20 protein-coding genes are annotated in these 15,970 nt (G+C 73.0%); 1 reads left to right on the top strand and 19 read right to left on the bottom strand.

Annotated features, from left to right (window positions below):
• Positions 1-72: 72 nt before the first annotated feature.
• From trpA to hisI, 9 genes are all read right to left on the bottom strand, one after another.
• Positions 73-909, bottom strand: a complete 837-nt coding sequence (gene trpA / locus ACIHCX_RS03005; RefSeq protein WP_400025978.1) for a tryptophan synthase subunit alpha — start codon at positions 907-909, stop codon at positions 73-75.
• Entirely contained in the window at positions 906-2,189 is a 1,284-nt protein-coding gene (gene trpB / locus ACIHCX_RS03000) for a tryptophan synthase subunit beta (protein WP_400025976.1), read from the bottom strand. The genes trpA and trpB overlap by 4 nt, the downstream gene beginning before the upstream one ends.
• Before the next feature lie 217 nt (positions 2,190-2,406).
• Positions 2,407-2,595 carry a tryptophan biosynthesis modulator TrpM gene (trpM, locus tag ACIHCX_RS02995; protein ID WP_361411586.1) on the bottom strand — a complete coding sequence of 63 codons (189 nt, stop codon included), beginning with the start codon at positions 2,593-2,595 and terminating at the stop codon, positions 2,407-2,409.
• 47 nt (positions 2,596-2,642) lie between these two features.
• A complete protein-coding gene (gene trpC, locus ACIHCX_RS02990; protein ID WP_400025974.1) occupies positions 2,643-3,452 on the bottom strand; it encodes an indole-3-glycerol phosphate synthase TrpC in 810 nt (269 codons plus the stop codon).
• A gap of 176 nt (positions 3,453-3,628) precedes the next feature.
• Positions 3,629-4,132 (bottom strand): DUF2752 domain-containing protein, encoded by a 504-nt coding sequence (locus ACIHCX_RS02985; protein ID WP_400025972.1) that lies wholly within the window; start codon positions 4,130-4,132, stop codon positions 3,629-3,631.
• An 89-nt stretch (positions 4,133-4,221) separates the two neighbouring features.
• Positions 4,222-4,467, bottom strand: coding sequence for an HGxxPAAW family protein (locus tag ACIHCX_RS02980; protein WP_400025970.1), 246 nt, complete (start codon positions 4,465-4,467; stop codon positions 4,222-4,224).
• A 143-nt stretch (positions 4,468-4,610) separates the two neighbouring features.
• Positions 4,611-5,258 carry a TIGR02234 family membrane protein gene (locus tag ACIHCX_RS02975; protein WP_400025969.1) on the bottom strand — a complete coding sequence of 216 codons (648 nt, stop codon included), beginning with the start codon at positions 5,256-5,258 and terminating at the stop codon, positions 4,611-4,613.
• Positions 5,259-5,319: 61 nt separating this feature from the next.
• On the bottom strand, positions 5,320-6,834 hold the full coding sequence (locus tag ACIHCX_RS02970) for an anthranilate synthase component I (protein ID WP_400025968.1): 1,515 nt from the start codon (positions 6,832-6,834) through the stop codon (positions 5,320-5,322).
• 11 nt (positions 6,835-6,845) lie between these two features.
• Positions 6,846-7,280 (bottom strand): phosphoribosyl-AMP cyclohydrolase, encoded by a 435-nt coding sequence (gene hisI, locus ACIHCX_RS02965; protein ID WP_400025966.1) that lies wholly within the window; start codon positions 7,278-7,280, stop codon positions 6,846-6,848.
• A 164-nt stretch (positions 7,281-7,444) separates the two neighbouring features.
• On the opposite strand from hisI, the gene ACIHCX_RS02960 reads away from it, so the two are divergent.
• Positions 7,445-8,080 (top strand): TIGR03085 family metal-binding protein, encoded by a 636-nt coding sequence (locus ACIHCX_RS02960; RefSeq protein WP_400025964.1) that lies wholly within the window; start codon positions 7,445-7,447, stop codon positions 8,078-8,080.
• A gap of 23 nt (positions 8,081-8,103) precedes the next feature.
• Here ACIHCX_RS02960 and ACIHCX_RS02955 read toward each other — a convergent pair whose 3' ends face one another.
• The 10 genes from ACIHCX_RS02955 to hisD form a co-directional block, all read right to left on the bottom strand.
• Positions 8,104-9,360: an MFS transporter gene (locus tag ACIHCX_RS02955; RefSeq protein ID WP_400025962.1), complete on the bottom strand. Its 1,257-nt coding sequence runs from the start codon at positions 9,358-9,360 to the stop codon at positions 8,104-8,106.
• A gap of 28 nt (positions 9,361-9,388) precedes the next feature.
• A complete protein-coding gene (locus tag ACIHCX_RS02950) occupies positions 9,389-9,976 on the bottom strand; it encodes an ArsR/SmtB family transcription factor (RefSeq protein ID WP_400025961.1) in 588 nt (195 codons plus the stop codon).
• A 123-nt stretch (positions 9,977-10,099) separates the two neighbouring features.
• Positions 10,100-10,855, bottom strand: coding sequence for an imidazole glycerol phosphate synthase subunit HisF (gene hisF, locus ACIHCX_RS02945; RefSeq protein WP_400025959.1), 756 nt, complete (start codon positions 10,853-10,855; stop codon positions 10,100-10,102).
• On the bottom strand, positions 10,852-11,256 hold the full coding sequence (locus tag ACIHCX_RS02940) for a RidA family protein (RefSeq protein ID WP_400025958.1): 405 nt from the start codon (positions 11,254-11,256) through the stop codon (positions 10,852-10,854). The genes hisF and ACIHCX_RS02940 overlap by 4 nt, the downstream gene beginning before the upstream one ends.
• Positions 11,253-11,978 (bottom strand): bifunctional 1-(5-phosphoribosyl)-5-((5-phosphoribosylamino)methylideneamino)imidazole-4-carboxamide isomerase/phosphoribosylanthranilate isomerase PriA, encoded by a 726-nt coding sequence (gene priA, locus ACIHCX_RS02935; protein ID WP_400025955.1) that lies wholly within the window; start codon positions 11,976-11,978, stop codon positions 11,253-11,255. Before priA ends, ACIHCX_RS02940 begins: the two co-directional genes overlap by 4 nt.
• Before the next feature lie 4 nt (positions 11,979-11,982).
• Positions 11,983-12,633, bottom strand: a complete 651-nt coding sequence (hisH, locus tag ACIHCX_RS02930; RefSeq protein ID WP_400025953.1) for an imidazole glycerol phosphate synthase subunit HisH — start codon at positions 12,631-12,633, stop codon at positions 11,983-11,985.
• On the bottom strand, positions 12,624-12,788 hold the full coding sequence (locus ACIHCX_RS02925; protein ID WP_400025952.1) for a hypothetical protein: 165 nt from the start codon (positions 12,786-12,788) through the stop codon (positions 12,624-12,626). Before ACIHCX_RS02925 ends, hisH begins: the two co-directional genes overlap by 10 nt.
• On the bottom strand, positions 12,785-13,387 hold the full coding sequence (gene hisB / locus ACIHCX_RS02920; protein WP_400025950.1) for an imidazoleglycerol-phosphate dehydratase HisB: 603 nt from the start codon (positions 13,385-13,387) through the stop codon (positions 12,785-12,787). The genes ACIHCX_RS02925 and hisB overlap by 4 nt, the downstream gene beginning before the upstream one ends.
• Positions 13,384-14,499, bottom strand: coding sequence for a histidinol-phosphate transaminase (locus tag ACIHCX_RS02915; RefSeq protein ID WP_400025949.1), 1,116 nt, complete (start codon positions 14,497-14,499; stop codon positions 13,384-13,386). The genes hisB and ACIHCX_RS02915 overlap by 4 nt, the downstream gene beginning before the upstream one ends.
• Entirely contained in the window at positions 14,496-15,821 is a 1,326-nt protein-coding gene (gene hisD / locus ACIHCX_RS02910; RefSeq protein ID WP_400025948.1) for a histidinol dehydrogenase, read from the bottom strand. The genes ACIHCX_RS02915 and hisD overlap by 4 nt, the downstream gene beginning before the upstream one ends.
• Positions 15,822-15,970: the final 149 nt, after the last annotated feature.

Genomic DNA, 15,970 nt, shown 5'->3' with positions numbered 1-15,970 from the left:
GGGAGGCGCAATGTGCCTCCCCGGTGCCCGGACCACTCGTTCGGGCGATCGAGGGCGGTGCCGCGGCCGTCGTCACGCCTGCCGGCGCACCCCGCTCGCCAGCTCGCCCGCGAGGGCGCGGACGGCCTCGACACCGGCCGCCGGGTCCGGGGCCTCCAGCATCCGCTTGACGAAGGCCGAACCGACGATCACACCGTCGGCGAAGCCGGCGACCTCCGCGGCCTGGGCGCGGTCGGAGACGCCGAGGCCGACGCAGACGGGCAGGCCCGTGCCCGTGGCCCGGGTGCGTTCCACCAGGTCCTGGGCCTGTGAGCCCACCGACTCACGGGTGCCGGTGACGCCCATCAGGGAGGCGGCGTAGACGAATCCGGAGCCGGCCGCGGTGATCTCGGCGAGCCGCTCGTCCTTGCTGCTGGGCGCGACGACGAACACCGTCGCCAGGCCGTGCTTCTCGGCGTGCTCCCGCCACAGGGCCGACTCCTGGACCGGCAGGTCCGGCAGGATGCAGCCGGCGCCGCCCGCCTCGGCGAGTTCGGCGGTGAACCGTTCCACGCCGTAGCGGTCGACCGGGTTCCAGTACGTCATGACGAGCACCGGCTTGCCGGTGGCCGCGTGGGCCTCCTTCACCGTGCGCATGACGTCCGCGATCCTGACGCCGCCGCGCAGGGCGATGTCGTCGGCCGTCTGGATGACGGGGCCGTCCAGGACCGGGTCGCTGTGCGGCAGCCCGACCTCGACGACGTCGGCGCCGCCGTCGAAGACCGCCTTGACGGCCTCGATGCCGCCGTCCACGGTCGGGAACCCGGCCGGCAGATAGGCGATGAGGGCGGACCGGCCTTCGGCCTTGGCGGCGGCCAGGGTGTCGGCCAGCAGCCGGCCCTGTCCACCGGTCGTCGTGGTCGCGCTCACTTGGCGTCCCCCTCGATCTCGGCGGTGTCGGCCGCGTCGGCGGCCACCGCGGCGTCGGTGTCGTACAGGCCGAAGTAGCGGGCGGCGGTGTCCATGTCCTTGTCGCCGCGGCCGGAGAGGTTGACCACGATCAGCCCGTCCTCGCCCAGTTCCCGGCCCACCTCGAGGGCGCCGGCCAGCGCGTGCGCGCTCTCGATCGCCGGGATGATGCCCTCGGTGCGCGACAACAGCCGCAGGGCCTGCATGGCGGCGTCGTCGGTGACCGCGCGGTACTCACCGCGGCCGGAGTCCTTGAGGTAGGAGTGCTCGGGGCCGATGCCCGGGTAGTCCAGGCCGGCGGAGATGGAGTACGGCTCGGTGATCTGGCCCTCGTCGTCCTGGAGGACGTAGGAGCGGGAGCCGTGCAGGATGCCGGGCTCGCCCGCGGTCAGGGTGGCCGCGTGCTCGCCGGTCTCGATGCCGTGCCCGGCGGGCTCGCACCCGACGAGGCGGACGCCGGCGTCCGGGATGAAGGCGTGGAAGAGGCCGATGGCGTTGGAGCCGCCGCCGACGCAGGCGACGGCCGCGTCGGGCAGCCGCCCGGCGCGCTCCAGGATCTGACGCCGTGCCTCGACGCCGATGACCCGGTGGAAGTCGCGGACCATGGCTGGGAAGGGGTGCGGTCCGGCGACGGTCCCGAACAGGTAGTGGGTGCGGTCGACGTTGGCCACCCAGTCGCGGAACGCCTCGTTGATGGCGTCCTTCAGGGTGCGGCTGCCGGACTTCACGGCGACGACCTCGGCGCCGAGCATGCGCATCCGGGCCACGTTCAGGGCCTGTCGCTTCGTGTCGATCTCACCCATGTAGATCGTGCACTGGAGGCCGAAGAGCGCGCAGGCGGTGGCGGTCGCGACGCCGTGCTGCCCGGCGCCGGTCTCGGCGATCACCCGGGTCTTGCCCATCCGCTGGGTGAGCAGGGCCTGGCCGAGCACGTTGTTGATCTTGTGGGAGCCGGTGTGGTTGAGGTCCTCGCGCTTGAGGAACACCCGGGCGCCGCCGGCGTGCTCGGCGAAGCGGGGCACCTCGGTCAGGGCGCTGGGGCGGCCGGTGTAGTGGGCGAGCAGGTCGTCGAGTTCGCGGGCGAACTCGGGGTCGGCCTTGGCCTTGTCGTACTCGACGGCGACCTCGTCCACGGCGGCGACCAGCGCCTCCGGGATGAACTTGCCGCCGAACGCGCCGAAGTAGCCCTCGGCGCTCGGCACCTGGCCCTCCGGGTCGGGGATGAAGAACTCGCTGGGCATGCGGATACCTCACAGGGGGCGTCTGCCCCGGGATCGGTCGGTCTGAGGGTCACGGTGGTCGCGTGCGCGTGCCGTGCCGTGCTCCGTGCGTACCGGCACGGGCGTCAGCGGGCGGGCCACCGGGCCGGCGGCCGAACCGCGGTCGGGGTACGACGGCGGGGGCCGGGAGCGGCGGGGACCGGGGCGACCGACTGGAGACCGGACGACGCGGCTCGACTCACCGCTGGTGGCGCGCACGCGGGCGACGCCATCGCATGCCGTTGACCTGGCCCGGTTCGTCGCCGATGACGTACCGCACCCTGCGGCCGTGCACGCGGCGTGCGGGCGCGCGGCAACCACGGGGCCGGCAGCCGCGCGCGAGGCGGGCGTACGGGTCCCGGGAGGGTTCGGCGATCGGGAGGGTCATCGCGGCACACTCTACCGGCGTGCGGCCACTCGGGTGAGCGGCTCGCGTCAGCCGCGCCCGTGCCGCAGCGCCGGGTGCGCCCCGGCCGCCACCATGTCGGCGACCGCCGTCTTCGGGTCGCGGCCGGTGACGAGGGACTCGCCGACCAGGACCGCGTCGGCGCCGGCGTTGGCGTAGGCGATGAGGTCGTGCGGGCCGCGCACCCCGGACTCGGCGACCTTGACGAGACCGTCGGGGATCTCCGGGGCCACCCGCTCGAAGGTGTCGCGGTCGACCTCGAGCGTCTTCAGGTTGCGCGCGTTGACACCGATCACCTTGGCGCCCGCGTCCACCGCGCGCTCGGCCTCCTCCTCGTCGTGGACCTCGACGAGCGGGGTGAGCCCGATGGACACCGCGCGCTCGATCAGCGACTCCAGGGCCGGCTGGTCCAGGGCGGCGACGATGAGCAGGGCGAGGTCGGCGCCGTAGGCCCGGGCCTCCCACAGCTGGTACGAGGTGACGATGAAGTCCTTGCGCAGGACCGGGATGTCCACGCGTGCGCGGACCGCCTCCAGGTCGGCCAGCGAGCCGCCGAAGCGGCGCTGCTCGGTCAGCACCGAGATGACGGAGGCGCCGCCGGCCTCGTAGTCCGCGGCGAGCCCGGCCGGGTCGGCGATCGCGGCCAGCGCGCCCTTGGACGGGCTGGAGCGCTTGACCTCGCAGATGACCTTGACGCCGTCGCCGCGCAGTGCGGCGGCTCCGTCCTTGGCCGCGGGCGCCTTCGCCGCGCGCTCCTTGAGCTCGTCGAGGCTGACGCGCGCCTGCCGCTCCGAAAGGTCGGCACGGACTCCGTCGATGATCTCGTCGAGCACACTCACGCGAGCGGCCCCCTTCCAGACGGTGGACTGTTCCAGCGGGTCGATCGGCCCCCGGCGGTCCGCCGCGAGCCGATGAGGCGGGCGGAACCGGTGGTCACTGCGATGGTATCCGGAGGTGGGCGCCGACCTCGCATCCGGTGGACGGCGGTCCCACTACCTGGACATACCGTGCCCGATCAAGGATGGAGCAGGCCACCGAACGGCAGGTTCCGGACAACAGTGAATCCCAGCATCAGGGCACCGAGGCTCCACAGGTGCGCCGGGCCGAGCACGAGGCGCATGGGCCGCCCGCGTGCGGCGCGCACGGCCCACAGCGTCCACCCCACGGCGAAGACCAGGTAGCCCACGACGGCGAGGGCGTTGTCGTGCAGGGCGGTCGCGAGGTCCCCGTGGACGAAGGCGTGGGCGCTGCGCAGCCCGCCGCAGCCGGGACAGTAGACACCGGTGTAGCGCAGCAGGGGGCAGACCGGATAGTGGCCGGGCTCGTTGGGGTCCACGGCCCCGACGTAGGCGAAGGCCCCGGCGACGGCGGCCAGGACCCCGGCGGGGACCGCGAGCCGCCCGAGCACGGAGGCGGCGCGGACGGGGACGGCGGTGGCGTCCTGGACGCGGCGTGGGCGGGGCAGGGGCGTCCGGCCGTGCGTCACCTTCTGGTGGCTGTCGGGGTTCACGCCTCGCATTCTGCCTCCGACCGGGCACCCGCGCGCGAGGGGCGGCACCGGGCCGCCCCTTCCACGGTCGAGTCGTACGGGTCCCGCCCCGCGCGACCTCAGCTCTCGACGCGGGCCGCCTCGCGCGGGCCGACCTGGTGCACCGGGTGCTCGTTCTTCTGGCCGAGGCCCATCATGCGCATGATGCCGCCGACGACGCCGCCGGCCAGCACGATCCCGATGCCGACCCAGAAGCCGACCGGCTGGGCCATCACCATGAAGGCGCCCGCGACGCAGAAACCGATGAAGGCGATGATGACACCGGTCCAGGCGGCCGGGGTGTGACCGTGGCTGCTGCCCGCCATGACTTGCTCCTCGTTGCTGTGTTCTTGTCTGAGCCGGACGCTCGGCTCCATTGTCCCGCACGCGTGCACACGACGTGATCGGGGGTGGCTCCTCGCGACCGCCGTTCGGGCCCGGCGGGAATCGCGTCCCGGCCGGGTCGCGGTCAGGCGGGTCCGGTGCCGGTCGGGTCCTCGCCGCGGTCGAGGGCCTTCCACAGGTCCTCGGGGCGGTCGGGGTCCGCCGGGCGGGGCGCGCGGGAGCGGGGGGCGCCGGAGCGCTCGTAGCGGCCGGACATGCCCGGCCACAGGCGGCCGTAGCGCAGGGCGAGCAGGCCGGCCAGGAGCAGCAGCACCCCGCCGGCGGCCGCGACGTAGGGCCAGCCGGTGTGGCCGAGCGCGGCGGCGGTCGCGGCGGTGTCGCCGGAGACCTGGGCGGCCTTCTCGTCGAGGGCGGCGCCGTCGGCGGCGCCGAGCAGGGCGGCGGCGACCGTGCCCGCGCCGGAGAGCGCGAGCAGCAGGGCGACCAGGACGCGGCCGGAGCGGCGGACGGCGAAGACGGCGACGAGCGCGGCCAGGCCCACTATGGCGAGCGCCGCGGGCACGCCCGTGACCTCGCTGCCCTTGGCGGTCAGCGGGAAGGCGCCGCCGGCCACCGTCGCGGTGCCCTCCGCCCAGCGCTGCCGGGAGGCGAGCAGCGCCACGGCCGCGCCGAGCGCGCCGCAGAGCAGGGCGACGGCGAGGCTGCGGCGGCCGGACCGGGCGGGGTCGGCGGCTTCGGAACGGGGGTGAGGTAGGGCAGTCACGTACTCCACTATCGCGCGGACCGCGGGCGCGGCGTCATCCGGGGTTCATGTGCCGGACGTGAGAAACGCCCTACTGTCCCAGCCGGTTCGCGGTGTGCACCGCCCGCAGCACGGCCGCGGCCTTGTTGCGGCACTCGGTGTCCTCGGCCACCGGGTCGGAGTCGGCGACGACGCCGGCGCCCGCCTGGACGTAGGCGGTGCCGTCGCGCAGCAGGGCGGTGCGGATGGCGATGGCGGTGTCGGAGTCTCCGGCGAAGTCCAGGTAGCCCACGCAGCCGCCGTACAACCCCCGCCGGGACGGCTCGAGTTCGTCGATGATCTGCATGGCCCGCGGCTTCGGCGCGCCCGACAGGGTGCCGGCCGGGAAGCAGGCGGTGAGCACGTCGAAGGAGGTGCGGCCCGCCGCGACCCGTCCGGTCACGGTGGAGACGATGTGCATGACGTGCGAGTACCGCTCGACGGACATGAAGTCGACGACCTCGACGGAGCCCGGCTCGCAGACCCGGCCCAGGTCGTTGCGCCCGAGGTCGACGAGCATCAGGTGCTCGGCGCGCTCCTTGGGGTCGGCGAGCAGTTCCTCGGCGAGGGCCTGGTCCTGCTGCGGGGTGGCGCCGCGCGGCCGGGTGCCGGCGATGGGGTGGACCATGGCCCGCCCGTCCTCGACCTTCACCAGGGCCTCCGGGGACGAGCCGACGACGTCGAAGGCGTCTCCGTCCCCGCAGGGGAACCGGAACAGGTACATGTACGGCGAGGGGTTGGTGGCCCTGAGCACCCGGTAGACGTCCAGCGCGCTCGCCGTGCACGGCGTCTCGAAGCGCTGCGAGGGGACGACCTGGAAGGCCTCGCCCGCGCGGATGCGCTCCTTGACGTCCTCCACGGCCGCCTGGAAGTCCGCGCCGCCCCACAGCGCGGTGTACTCGGGCAGTTCGGAGGGCGGCAGCGCGGCGGGCGGCTGGACGACCGGGCGGGACAGGTCCGCCTCCATGGCGTCCAGACGGGCCACCGCGTCGGCGTACGCCTCGTCGACGCCGGTGTCCAGGTCGTTGTGGTTGATCGCGTTGGCGATCAGCAGGACCGTGCCGTCCCAGTGGTCGAGGACCGCGAGGTCGGAGGTGAGGAGCATGGTCAGCTCCGGCAGCCGCAGGTCGTCCCGCTCGCCGGGGCCGATCTTCTCCAGGCGGCGCACGATGTCGTAGCCGAGGTAGCCCACCATGCCGCCGGTGAAGGGCGGCAGGCCCAGGTCGTGGGCGAGGTCGCGGGGGGTGTGCAGGGTCTCGACGGTGGTGCGCAGGGCGGCGAGCGGGTCGCCCTCGGCGGGGACGCCGACGGGCGGGGTGCCGAGCCAGTGGGCCTGCCCGCCGCGCTCGGTGAGGGTGGCGTCGCTGCGGACGCCGACGAAGGAGTACCGGGACCAGGTGAACGCGTTGCTGCCGTTCTCCGCGGACTCCAGCAGGAAGGTGCCGGGGCGCTCGGCGGCGAGCTTGCGGTAGAGCCCGACCGGGGTGTCGCCGTCGGCGAGGAGCTTGCGCGTGACCGGGATGACGCGGCGGTCGGTGGCGAGCTTGCGGAACGTCTCGAGGTCCATGGCCGCTGACCCTACTGACCTTCGGTGTCCGCGCCGGAACCGGCGTCCTTCAGCAGGACGTCGGCGTCGAAGCAGGTGCGGTCGCCGGTGTGGCAGGCGGCGCCCACCTGGTCGACCTTGACCAGCACGGTGTCGGCGTCGCAGTCCAGGGCGACGGACTTGACGTGCTGCACGTGCCCGGAGGTGTCGCCCTTGACCCAGTACTCCTGGCGGCTGCGCGACCAGTAGGTGCAGCGGCCGGTGGTCAGCGTGCGGTGCAGCGCCTCGTCGTCCATCCAGCCGAGCATCAGTACCTCACCGGTGTCGTACTGCTGGGCGATGGCGGGCAGGAGGCCGTCGGCGCTGCGCTTGAGGCGGCGGGCGATCTCCTGGTCGAGGCTGCTGGAGGGACCGCTGGGGCGCGAAGCGCCTCGATGAGGGGCGGGCGAGCCGGGCGTGCTGGTCATGGGTGCCATTGTGCCGCGCGGGGCCGCCGCCCGGGGCCGGTGTTCCACTGGGTGGCGCCGTGGCGCGACGGGGCCTTCGGGCGCCCGGCCCCGAGGGGGCTCGTCGCCGCACGGTGGCCGGTCGACGAGTGGGCGTGCGCGCTACGCGGTCGTAGGCTGGCTGTATGTCGACCTTTGCCAAGCGTGAACGGCTCCTTCTCGCCGATCTCTTGGAGACCGCCGGTCCCGAGGCGCCCACCCTCTGCGAGGGGTGGCTCACCCGTGATCTGGCGGCGCACGTGGTGGTGCGCGAGCGGCGTCCCGACGCGGTCGGGGGCGTCCTGATCAAGCCGCTGGCTCCCCGCCTCCAGAAGGTGATGGAGGAGTACGCGGCGAAGCCGTACGAGGAGCTGATCCAGCTGATCCGTACCGGCCCGCCGCGCTTCTCACCCTTCCAGCTCAAGCAGCTCGACGAGGCGGCCAACACCGTCGAGTTCTACGTCCACACGGAGGACGTGCGCCGCGCCCAGCCCGACTGGACGTCGCGCGAGCTCGATCCGGTCTTCCAGGACACCCTGTGGTCCCGGCTCGAGCGCACCGCCAAGCTGCTGGGCCGGGGCATCCCCACCGGCCTGGTCCTGCGCCGGCCCGACGGCCGGACGGCCGTCGCGCACCGGGGCACGCCGGTGGTGACGGTGACGGGCGAGCCGTCGGAGCTGCTGCTGTTCGCGTTCGGCCGGCAGAATGCGGCCCGGGTCGAGGCGGTCGGCGACCAGGACGCGGTCACGAAGCTGTCGGAGACCAAGCAGCTGGGGCTCTGAACCCGCCGCGCCGCCGTGCGCGGTCAGGTGGGCAGTTCGGCGCGGCGCAGGGCGGGGGCGACCAGGGCGACGACCCCGCCCAGGGCGCACACCGCCGCGCTGACGACGAACACCGGGCCGATCCCCCAGGCCCCGATCGCGGCGGCGGACACCGGCATGCTGAGCGGGGCGAAGCCGAGGCTGGCCAGACTGGCGACGGCGGTGACCCGGCCGAGGTAGGCGGGTTCGGACTGGGTCTGCAGCAGTGCCCCGCACAGGGCGCCGCTCAGGCCGGTGAGGAGGCCGACCAGCATGGCCACCGCGGCGGCGCCGACGACGCTCGGCACGAAGGCGACGGCGCCCATGGCCGCGGAGCCGACGAAGATCGAGCAGCCGGCCAGGCTCCCCGCCCGGGGCAGCCGTCCCCGGACGGCCAGCAGCAGGGAAACGGCTCCGGCCCCGGCGCTGAACCCGGCCAGCACCCAGCCCATGCCGGAGGCGCCCCAGCCGCGCTGGTCGGCCAGCAGGGCCAGCCCCACGTTGAGCGGGCCGACGAAGCCGAGGTCGCCGAGGGCGATGGCCAGCATCAGCGGGGCGAGGACGCGGTGGTGGCGGATGTACCGCAGGCCGCCCACCAGGTCCCGCCATGCGGTGGAGCCACCGGCGTCGGCGGTGTCGTCCGGTGGCAGGTCCCGGATGCGCACGGAGACCAGCAGCGGCACCGACAGGGCGATCAGCAGCCCGGCCAGCCCGAACGCCGCGGCGGCGCCCCCCAGGGCGACACCGAGGCCGCCGAGCGGGGCGCCGACGACGCTCGCGAAGCGGATCGCCAGCCCGCGCATGCCCTGTACGCGCGCGAGTTGGCCTCGGCTCGTCACCCGCGCGGGCAGGGCGCCCACGGCGGGCATGAACACGGCGTCGACGGTGCCGAAGACCAGGGCGAGCAGGGCCAGCGGCCACAGGCCGGGGCTGGTCGTCCAGAGCAGCGCCGCCACGGCGAGCACGGCGGCGCACCGCACGACGTCGCTGCCGATGACGACCCTGCGCGGCCCGAGCCGGTCGGCGATCACTCCCCCGCCCAGCATCAGCAGGGCCCTGGGCAGCGCGCTGACCGCCATCACCACTCCGGCCTGCGCGGGCGATCCGGTGCGGACCGCCGCCCAGGACAGGGCGATGTAGTAGACGTTGTCCCCGATCATCGACGCGGTGTAGGCGCCGATCCAGCGCAGCACGTTGCCGTCGCGGTGGGCGGGGCGCTCGGCGGCGCGTTCGCCGTCGGATATCGCGGAGGCGGTGGTCAAGGCAGGACCTCTCTCGGACGCGGAACTCTCAGACACGGAACGGGAATCCGTACGTGTGCAGCGCGATGTGTTCGCGCCCTTCGGTGTCGCCGGCCGCCTCGCGGGCCCGGCTCTGCTCGTCGTACTTGCTCACCAGGTCGTGCATGGCCTTGTTGAGCTCGGCCAGTTCGGCGGCCGTCAGCCGCAGCAGCGACTCCGAGTCGAACGCGGCCTCGTTCCACTCCCGTCCCCAGTGGGAGCGCTCGTCGAGGTAGGTGCGGTACATGTCGGCGCGTTGCACCAGGAAGAGCCGGGAGGCCGCGAGGTGCGCCGCCACCTTCTCGGGCGCGTCCCGGAAGTCCTCGTCGCGGATGGAGACGCCGGCCGAGGCCGGCTGCCACCAGCGTTCCCGCGCGTCCCCGCTGCGCGGCTCGGCCTCCTCGATCAGACCGTGCTCGGCGAGCTTGCGCAGGTGGTAGCTGACCAGGGACACCGCTTCGTCCACCTGTTCGGCCAGGTGAGAGGCGGTGGCCGCCTCGGCCACGAACAGCAGCCGGTAGAGCTTCATGCGCAGTGGATGGGCGAGCGCCTTGAGCGTGCCCAGATCGGTGATTTTCCGGTTCTCCTCGCTTGGCATGCACCCAGCCTAGATACGAAAGGAAAGTTGCACAACAGAAATTGCGCAACTTCTCTTTCGCGTATCCGCAGAAGAAGGCCCCGGCCACCTCACGGGGCGACCGGGGCCGTGTGCTGCCTCGGGCTACCGGACGGGGTGCCCCGCCTCGCGCAGGGTCTCCTTGACCTGGCCGATGCGCAGGTCGCCGAAGTGGAAGACCGAGGCGGCCAGGACCGCGTCCGCGCCCGCCGTGACGGCCGGCGGGAAGTCGGCGAGCCTGCCGGCGCCGCCCGAGGCGATCACCGGTACCGTCACGTGCTTGCGGACGGCGGCGATCATCTCCAGGTCGTAGCCGTCCTTCGTGCCGTCGGCGTCCATCGAGTTGAGCAGGATCTCGCCCGCGCCCAGCTCCGCCGCCCGGTGCGCCCACTCCACCGCGTCGATGCCGGTGCCCTGGCGGCCGCCGTGGGTGGTCACCTCGAAGCTGCCGGAGGGGGTGCGGCGGGCGTCGACGGACAGGACCAGCACCTGGCGGCCGAAGCGCTCGGCGATCTCCCGGATCAGGTCCGGGCGGGCGATCGCGGCCGTGTTGACGCCCACCTTGTCCGCGCCCGCCCGCAGCAGCCTGTCCACGTCCTCGGCGGTGCGGACGCCGCCGCCCACCGTCAGCGGAATGAACACCTGCTCGGCGGTGCGGCGCACCACGTCGTACGTCGTCTCCCGGTCGCCCGAGGACGCGGTGATGTCCAGGAACGTCAACTCGTCGGCGCCCTCGGCGTCGTACACCTTGGCCATCTCGACGGGGTCGCCGGCGTCACGCAGGTTCTGGAAGTTGACGCCCTTGACCACCCGGCCGCCGTCCACGTCCAGGCAGGGGATGACTCGGACCGCCAGGGTCATGAATCCACGGCTCCTCTGTATGCCTCTAGCTCGATCTCGACCAGGATGCGGGGATCCACGAAGCCCTCGACCACCAGCAGGGTCGAGACCGGACGCACCGAGTCGAACAGTTCCTTGTGGGCCCTGCCCACCTCGTCCACGTCCCGCAGATGGGTCAGGTACATCCGGGTCAGGACCACCGCCTCGGGGCCCAGACCGAACTCGGCGATCGCCTCCAGCGCGCCGGCGAACGCGGTCTTCGCCTGCTCGTACGGATCGCCCTCCCCGTACAGCACATGGCCCTTGAAGGCCGTCGTGCCGGCCACCAGGACCCGGTCGCCCACCGCGACGGCGCGCGCGAAACCGAAGGTCTCTTCCCAAGGACTTCCGCTCTGCACACGCCGTACGGCTTTTGACGTCATGACGCCACTGCCTCCAAGGCCTCTTCCAGGGTGAACGCCTTCGCATACAAGGCCTTCCCGACGATGGCGCCCTCGACACCGAGCGGCACGAGGCCGGCGAGCGCCCGCAGGTCGTCCAGCGAGGAGACGCCGCCCGACGCGACCACCGGGCGGTCGGTGGCCGCGCAGACGTTCTTCAGCAGCCCCAGGTTGGGGCCCTGAAGGGTGCCGTCCTTGGCGATGTCGGTGACGACGTAGCGCGCGCAGCCCTCCTTGTCGAGGCGCTCCAGCGTCTCGTACAGGTCGCCGCCGTCGCGGGTCCAGCCGCGGCCGCGCAGCGTGGTGCCCCGTACGTCCAGGCCGACCGCGATCCGGTCGCCGTGCCGGGCGATGACCTCGGCGACCCACTCGGGGGACTCCAGGGCGGCGGTGCCGAGGTTCACGCGGGTGCAGCCGGTGGCCAGGGCGGCGGCGAGGGTGTCGTCGTCGCGGATGCCGCCGGACAGCTCCACCTTGATGTCCATGGCGCGGGCGACCTCGGAGATCAGCGCGCGGTTGTCGCCGGTGCCGAACGCGGCGTCCAGGTCCACCAGGTGCAGCCACTCGGCGCCCGCGCGCTGCCAGGCCAGGGCGGCCTCCAGCGGGGAGCCGTACGAGGTCTCCGTGCCGGACTCGCCGTGCACGAGGCGCACGGCCTGGCCGTCGCGGACGTCGACGGCGGGGAGGAGTTCGAGCTTGGCCATGTCTCTACAGGGTTCCGATCCAGTTGGTGAGCAGCTGCGCGCCGGCGTCGCCGGACTTCTCGGGGTGGAACTGGGTGGCCCACAGGGCGCCGTTCTCCACGGCCGCCACGAAGGGCTTGCCGTGCGTCGCCCAGGTCACCCTGGGGGCGCGCAACGCCGGGTTGTGGGCCTCAAGCCGCCAGTCGTGGACGGCGTAGGAGTGCACGAAGTAGAAGCGGGCGTCCTCCTCCAGGCCGGCGAACAGCTCCGAACCGTCCGGCGCCTGCACGGTGTTCCAGCCCATGTGGGGCACGACGTCCGCCTGGAGCGGCTCGACCGTGCCCGGCCACTCGTCCAGGCCCTCGGCCTCCACCCCGTGCTCGATGCCGCGCGCGAAGAGGACCTGCATGCCGACGCAGATGCCCATGACCGGGCGCCCGCCGGACAGCCGGCGGTCGATGATCCAGTCGCCGCGCACGTCCTTCAGGCCGCGCATGCAGGCGGCGAACGCGCCCACGCCCGGCACCAGCAGACCGTCGGCGTTCATCGCCGCGTCGTAGTCGCGGGTGATCTCGACGTCGGCTCCCGCGCGGGCGAGGGCACGCTCGGCGGAACGGACGTTGCCGAAGCCGTAGTCGAGGACCACCACCCTTTTCGCACCGGTGCTCAATTCCACACCTCCAGCCGCATCACGCCCGCGACGAGGCACATCGCCGCGCCGACGGACAGCAGCACGATGAGGCTCTTCGGCATCTGCTGCTTGACGAAGGAGACGATGCCGCCGAGCAGGAACAGGCCGACGACGATCAGCAGGGTCGACAGACCGGTCACAGCGCGCCCTTCGTGGAGGGGATGATGCCGGCCGCGCGCGGGTCGCGCTCGGACGCGTACCGCAGGGCCCGGGCCAGCGCCTTGAACTGGCACTCCACGATGTGGTGCGCGTTGCGCCCGTAGGGCACGTGCACGTGCAGCGCGATCTGCGCCTGGGCGACGAAGGACTCCAGGATGTGGCGGGTCATCGTGGTGTCGTACTCGCCGATCATGGGCGCCATCTTCTCGGGCTCGGTGTGCACGAGATACGGACGGCCGGACAGGTCGACGGTGACCTGGGCGAGGGACTCGTCCAGCGGGACCGTGCAGTTGCCGAAGCGGTAGATGCCCACCTTGTCGCCGAGCGCCTGCTTGAAGGCGGCGCCCAGCGCGAGGGCGGTGTCCTCGATGGTGTGGTGGGAGTCGATGTGCAGGTCGCCGTCGGTCTTCACGGTCAGGTCGAACAGACCGTGCCGGCCGAGCTGGTCGAGCATGTGGTCGTAGAAGCCGACGCCGGTGGCGATGTCGGTCCTGCCGGTGCCGTCGAGGTCGATCTCGACCAGGACCGAGGTCTCCTTGGTGGTGCGCTCGACCCTGCCGACGCGTCCCTCGCGAGTCATCCGCTCTGCTCCTGTTCCTTCTTCAGTTCCCGTGCCGCGTCGAGGAACGCGTCGTTCTCCTGGGGCGTTCCGGCGCTGACCCGCAGCCATCCCGGCACGCCGTTGTCCCGGATCAGGACGCCCCGGTCCAGGATCCGCCGCCAGGCGGTGTGGGCGTCCTCGAACCGCCCGAACTGGATGAAGTTGGCGTCCGACTCGACCACGTCGTAGCCGATCGCGCGCAGTTCGCCGACGAGCCGGTCCCGCTCGGACTTCAGCTTCTCGACACAGGCCAGCAGCGTGTCGGTGTGCTCCAGGGCGGCCAGCGCCGTCGCCTGCGTGATCGCCGAGAGGTGGTACGGCAGCCGGACCAGCTGCACGGCGTCCACGACGGCCGGGTGCGCCGCGAGGTAGCCCAGACGCAGGCCCGCGGCGCCGAACGCCTTCGACATGGTGCGGGAGACGACCAGGTTCGGCCGGCCGTCCAGCAGCGGCAGCAGCGAGGCGCCGTGGCTGAACTCGACGTACGCCTCGTCCACGACCACCATGGACGGCTTGGCCGCCTGCGCCGCCTCGTACAGCGCGAGGACCGCCTCGGGCGGCACCGCGTTGCCGGTGGGGTTGTTGGGGGTGGTGACGAAGACGACGTCGGGGCGGTGCTCCGCGATCGCCCGCTCGGCGGCGGCGACGTCGACGGTGAAGTCCTCGCGGCGCGGTCCGGAGATCCAGCCCGTGCCCGTGCCGCGCGCGATGAGCGCGTGCATGGAGTACGAGGGCTCGAAGCCCATCGCGGTGCGGCCGGGACCGCCGAAGGTCTGCAGCAGCTGCTGGATGACCTCGTTGGAGCCGTTGGCCGCCCAGACGTTCTCGACGCCGACCCGGTGGCCGCCCGTCCTCGTCAGGTACCTGGCGAGTTCGGTCCGCAGCTCCACCGCGTCCCGGTCGGGGTAGCGGTTGAGGTGGCGGGCCGCCTCGCGGACCCGCTGGGCGATCCGCTCGACCAGCGGCTCGGGCAGCGGGTAGGGGTTCTCGTTCGTGTTCAACCGTACGGGGACGTCCAACTGGGGCGCGCCATAGGGGGACTTGCCGCGCAGCTCGTCCCGTACGGGAAGATCGTCGATTCCGAAGCTCACTTGCTCGTCGGTACCTTCCAGCCGAACCTCGCCTTGACCGCCGCGCCGTGCGCGGGCAGGTCCTCCGCCTCCGCCAGCGTCACCACGTGGTGGGCGACCTCGGCGAGGGCGTCCCGGGTGTAGTCCACGATGTGGATGCCGCGCAGGAAGGACTGGACGGACAGGCCCGAGGAGTGACAGGCGCAGCCGCCGGTGGGGAGCACGTGGTTGGAGCCGGCCGCGTAGTCGCCGAGGGAGACCGGCGCCCAGGGGCCGACGAAGACCGCGCCGGCGTTGCGCACCCGGTCGGCGACCGCCGCCGCGTCGGCCGTCTGGATCTCCAGGTGCTCGGCGCCGTAGGCGTCGACCACCTTCAGGCCCTCGTCGAGTCCGTCGACCAGGACGATCGCGGACTGCTTGCCGGACAGCGCCGGGCGGATCCGGTCCTCGACGTGCTTGGTCGCCGCGACCTGCGGCTCCAGCTCCTTCTCGACCGCGTCCGCGAGCTCCACGGAGTCGGTGACCAGGACGGCGGCGGCCAGCGGGTCGTGCTCGGCCTGGCTGATCAGGTCGGAGGTGACGTGCACCGGGTCGGCGCCGGCGTCCGCGAGGACCGCGATCTCGGTGGGGCCGGCCTCGGTGTCGATGCCGATCCTGCCGGTGAAGTAGCGCTTGGCGGCCGCGACCCAGATGTTGCCGGGGCCGGTGACCATGTTGGCGGGCGGGCAGGACTCGGTGCCGTACGCGAACATCGCGACGGCCTGGGCGCCGCCCGCCGCGTACACCTCGTCGACGCCGAGCAGGGCGCAGGCGGCGAGGATCGTCGGGTGCGGCAGCCCGCCGAAGTCGGCCTGAGGGGGCGAGGCGAGCGCGACCGACCCGACGCCGGCCTCCTGGGCGGGCACGACGTTCATGACCACGGAGGACGGGTAGACCGACCGGCCGCCCGGCGCGTACAGCCCGACACGCTCGACCGGCACCCACTTCTCGGTCACCGAGCCGCCGGGCACCACCTGAGTGGTGTGCGTGGCGCGGCGCTGCTCGCGGTGGACGAGCCGGGCGCGGCGGACGGACTCCTCCAGGGCCGCGCGCACCTCCGGGTCGAGCTGCTCCAGCGCGTCCTTGAGCGCCTGGACCGGGACCCGCACCGACTCCAGCCGTACTCCGTCGAACCGCTCGGCGAAGTCGATCAGCGCCGCGTCGCCACGATGATGCACGGCCTCGCAGATCGGACGCACCTTCTCCAGGGCGGCCGAGACGTCGAAGTCGGCTCGGGGCAGCAGGTCGCGCAGGGCGGGGCCCTCGGGGAGGGCGTCGCCGCGCAGATCGATTCGGGAGATCACGGTGCCAATTCTCTCAGACCGCACGCGGGCACCGTCCGTCCGTATCAGTGGCTGATACAGAACGCCGCACCAGGGGCTGATACGGAACGCGGAAGGTCCCCCTCACGTTTCGTGTTCAGAGCGTCACCGATCGGGCATGACCGGTTGTA

This window comes from Streptomyces sp. NPDC052043, assembly GCF_044548235.1.
GTDB lineage: Bacteria > Actinomycetota > Actinomycetes > Streptomycetales > Streptomycetaceae > Streptomyces.
The sequence above is the reverse complement of the archived record's forward strand: the minus strand, read 5'-3'. Positions and strand labels throughout refer to the sequence as shown.

Excerpts from the sequence above, each read along its gene's own strand:
- trpB (WP_400025976.1), bottom strand. The coding sequence starts at position 2,189 with ATGCCCAGCGAGTTCTTCATCCCCGACCCGGAGGGCCAGGTGCCGAGC.
- trpM (WP_361411586.1), bottom strand. The coding sequence starts at position 2,595 with ATGACCCTCCCGATCGCCGAACCCTCCCGGGACCCGTACGCCCGCCTC.
- ACIHCX_RS02985 (WP_400025972.1), bottom strand. The coding sequence starts at position 4,132 with ATGCGAGGCGTGAACCCCGACAGCCACCAGAAGGTGACGCACGGCCGG.
- ACIHCX_RS02980 (WP_400025970.1), bottom strand. The coding sequence starts at position 4,467 with ATGGCGGGCAGCAGCCACGGTCACACCCCGGCCGCCTGGACCGGTGTC.
- ACIHCX_RS02970 (WP_400025968.1), bottom strand. The coding sequence starts at position 6,834 with ATGGACCTCGAGACGTTCCGCAAGCTCGCCACCGACCGCCGCGTCATC.
- hisI (WP_400025966.1), bottom strand. The coding sequence starts at position 7,280 with ATGACCAGCACGCCCGGCTCGCCCGCCCCTCATCGAGGCGCTTCGCGC.
- ACIHCX_RS02960 (WP_400025964.1), top strand. The coding sequence starts at position 7,445 with ATGTCGACCTTTGCCAAGCGTGAACGGCTCCTTCTCGCCGATCTCTTG.
- ACIHCX_RS02950 (WP_400025961.1), bottom strand. The coding sequence starts at position 9,976 with ATGCCAAGCGAGGAGAACCGGAAAATCACCGATCTGGGCACGCTCAAG.
- hisF (WP_400025959.1), bottom strand. The coding sequence starts at position 10,855 with ATGACCCTGGCGGTCCGAGTCATCCCCTGCCTGGACGTGGACGGCGGC.
- ACIHCX_RS02940 (WP_400025958.1), bottom strand. The coding sequence starts at position 11,256 with ATGACGTCAAAAGCCGTACGGCGTGTGCAGAGCGGAAGTCCTTGGGAA.
- priA (WP_400025955.1), bottom strand. The coding sequence starts at position 11,978 with ATGGCCAAGCTCGAACTCCTCCCCGCCGTCGACGTCCGCGACGGCCAG.
- hisB (WP_400025950.1), bottom strand. The coding sequence starts at position 13,387 with ATGACTCGCGAGGGACGCGTCGGCAGGGTCGAGCGCACCACCAAGGAG.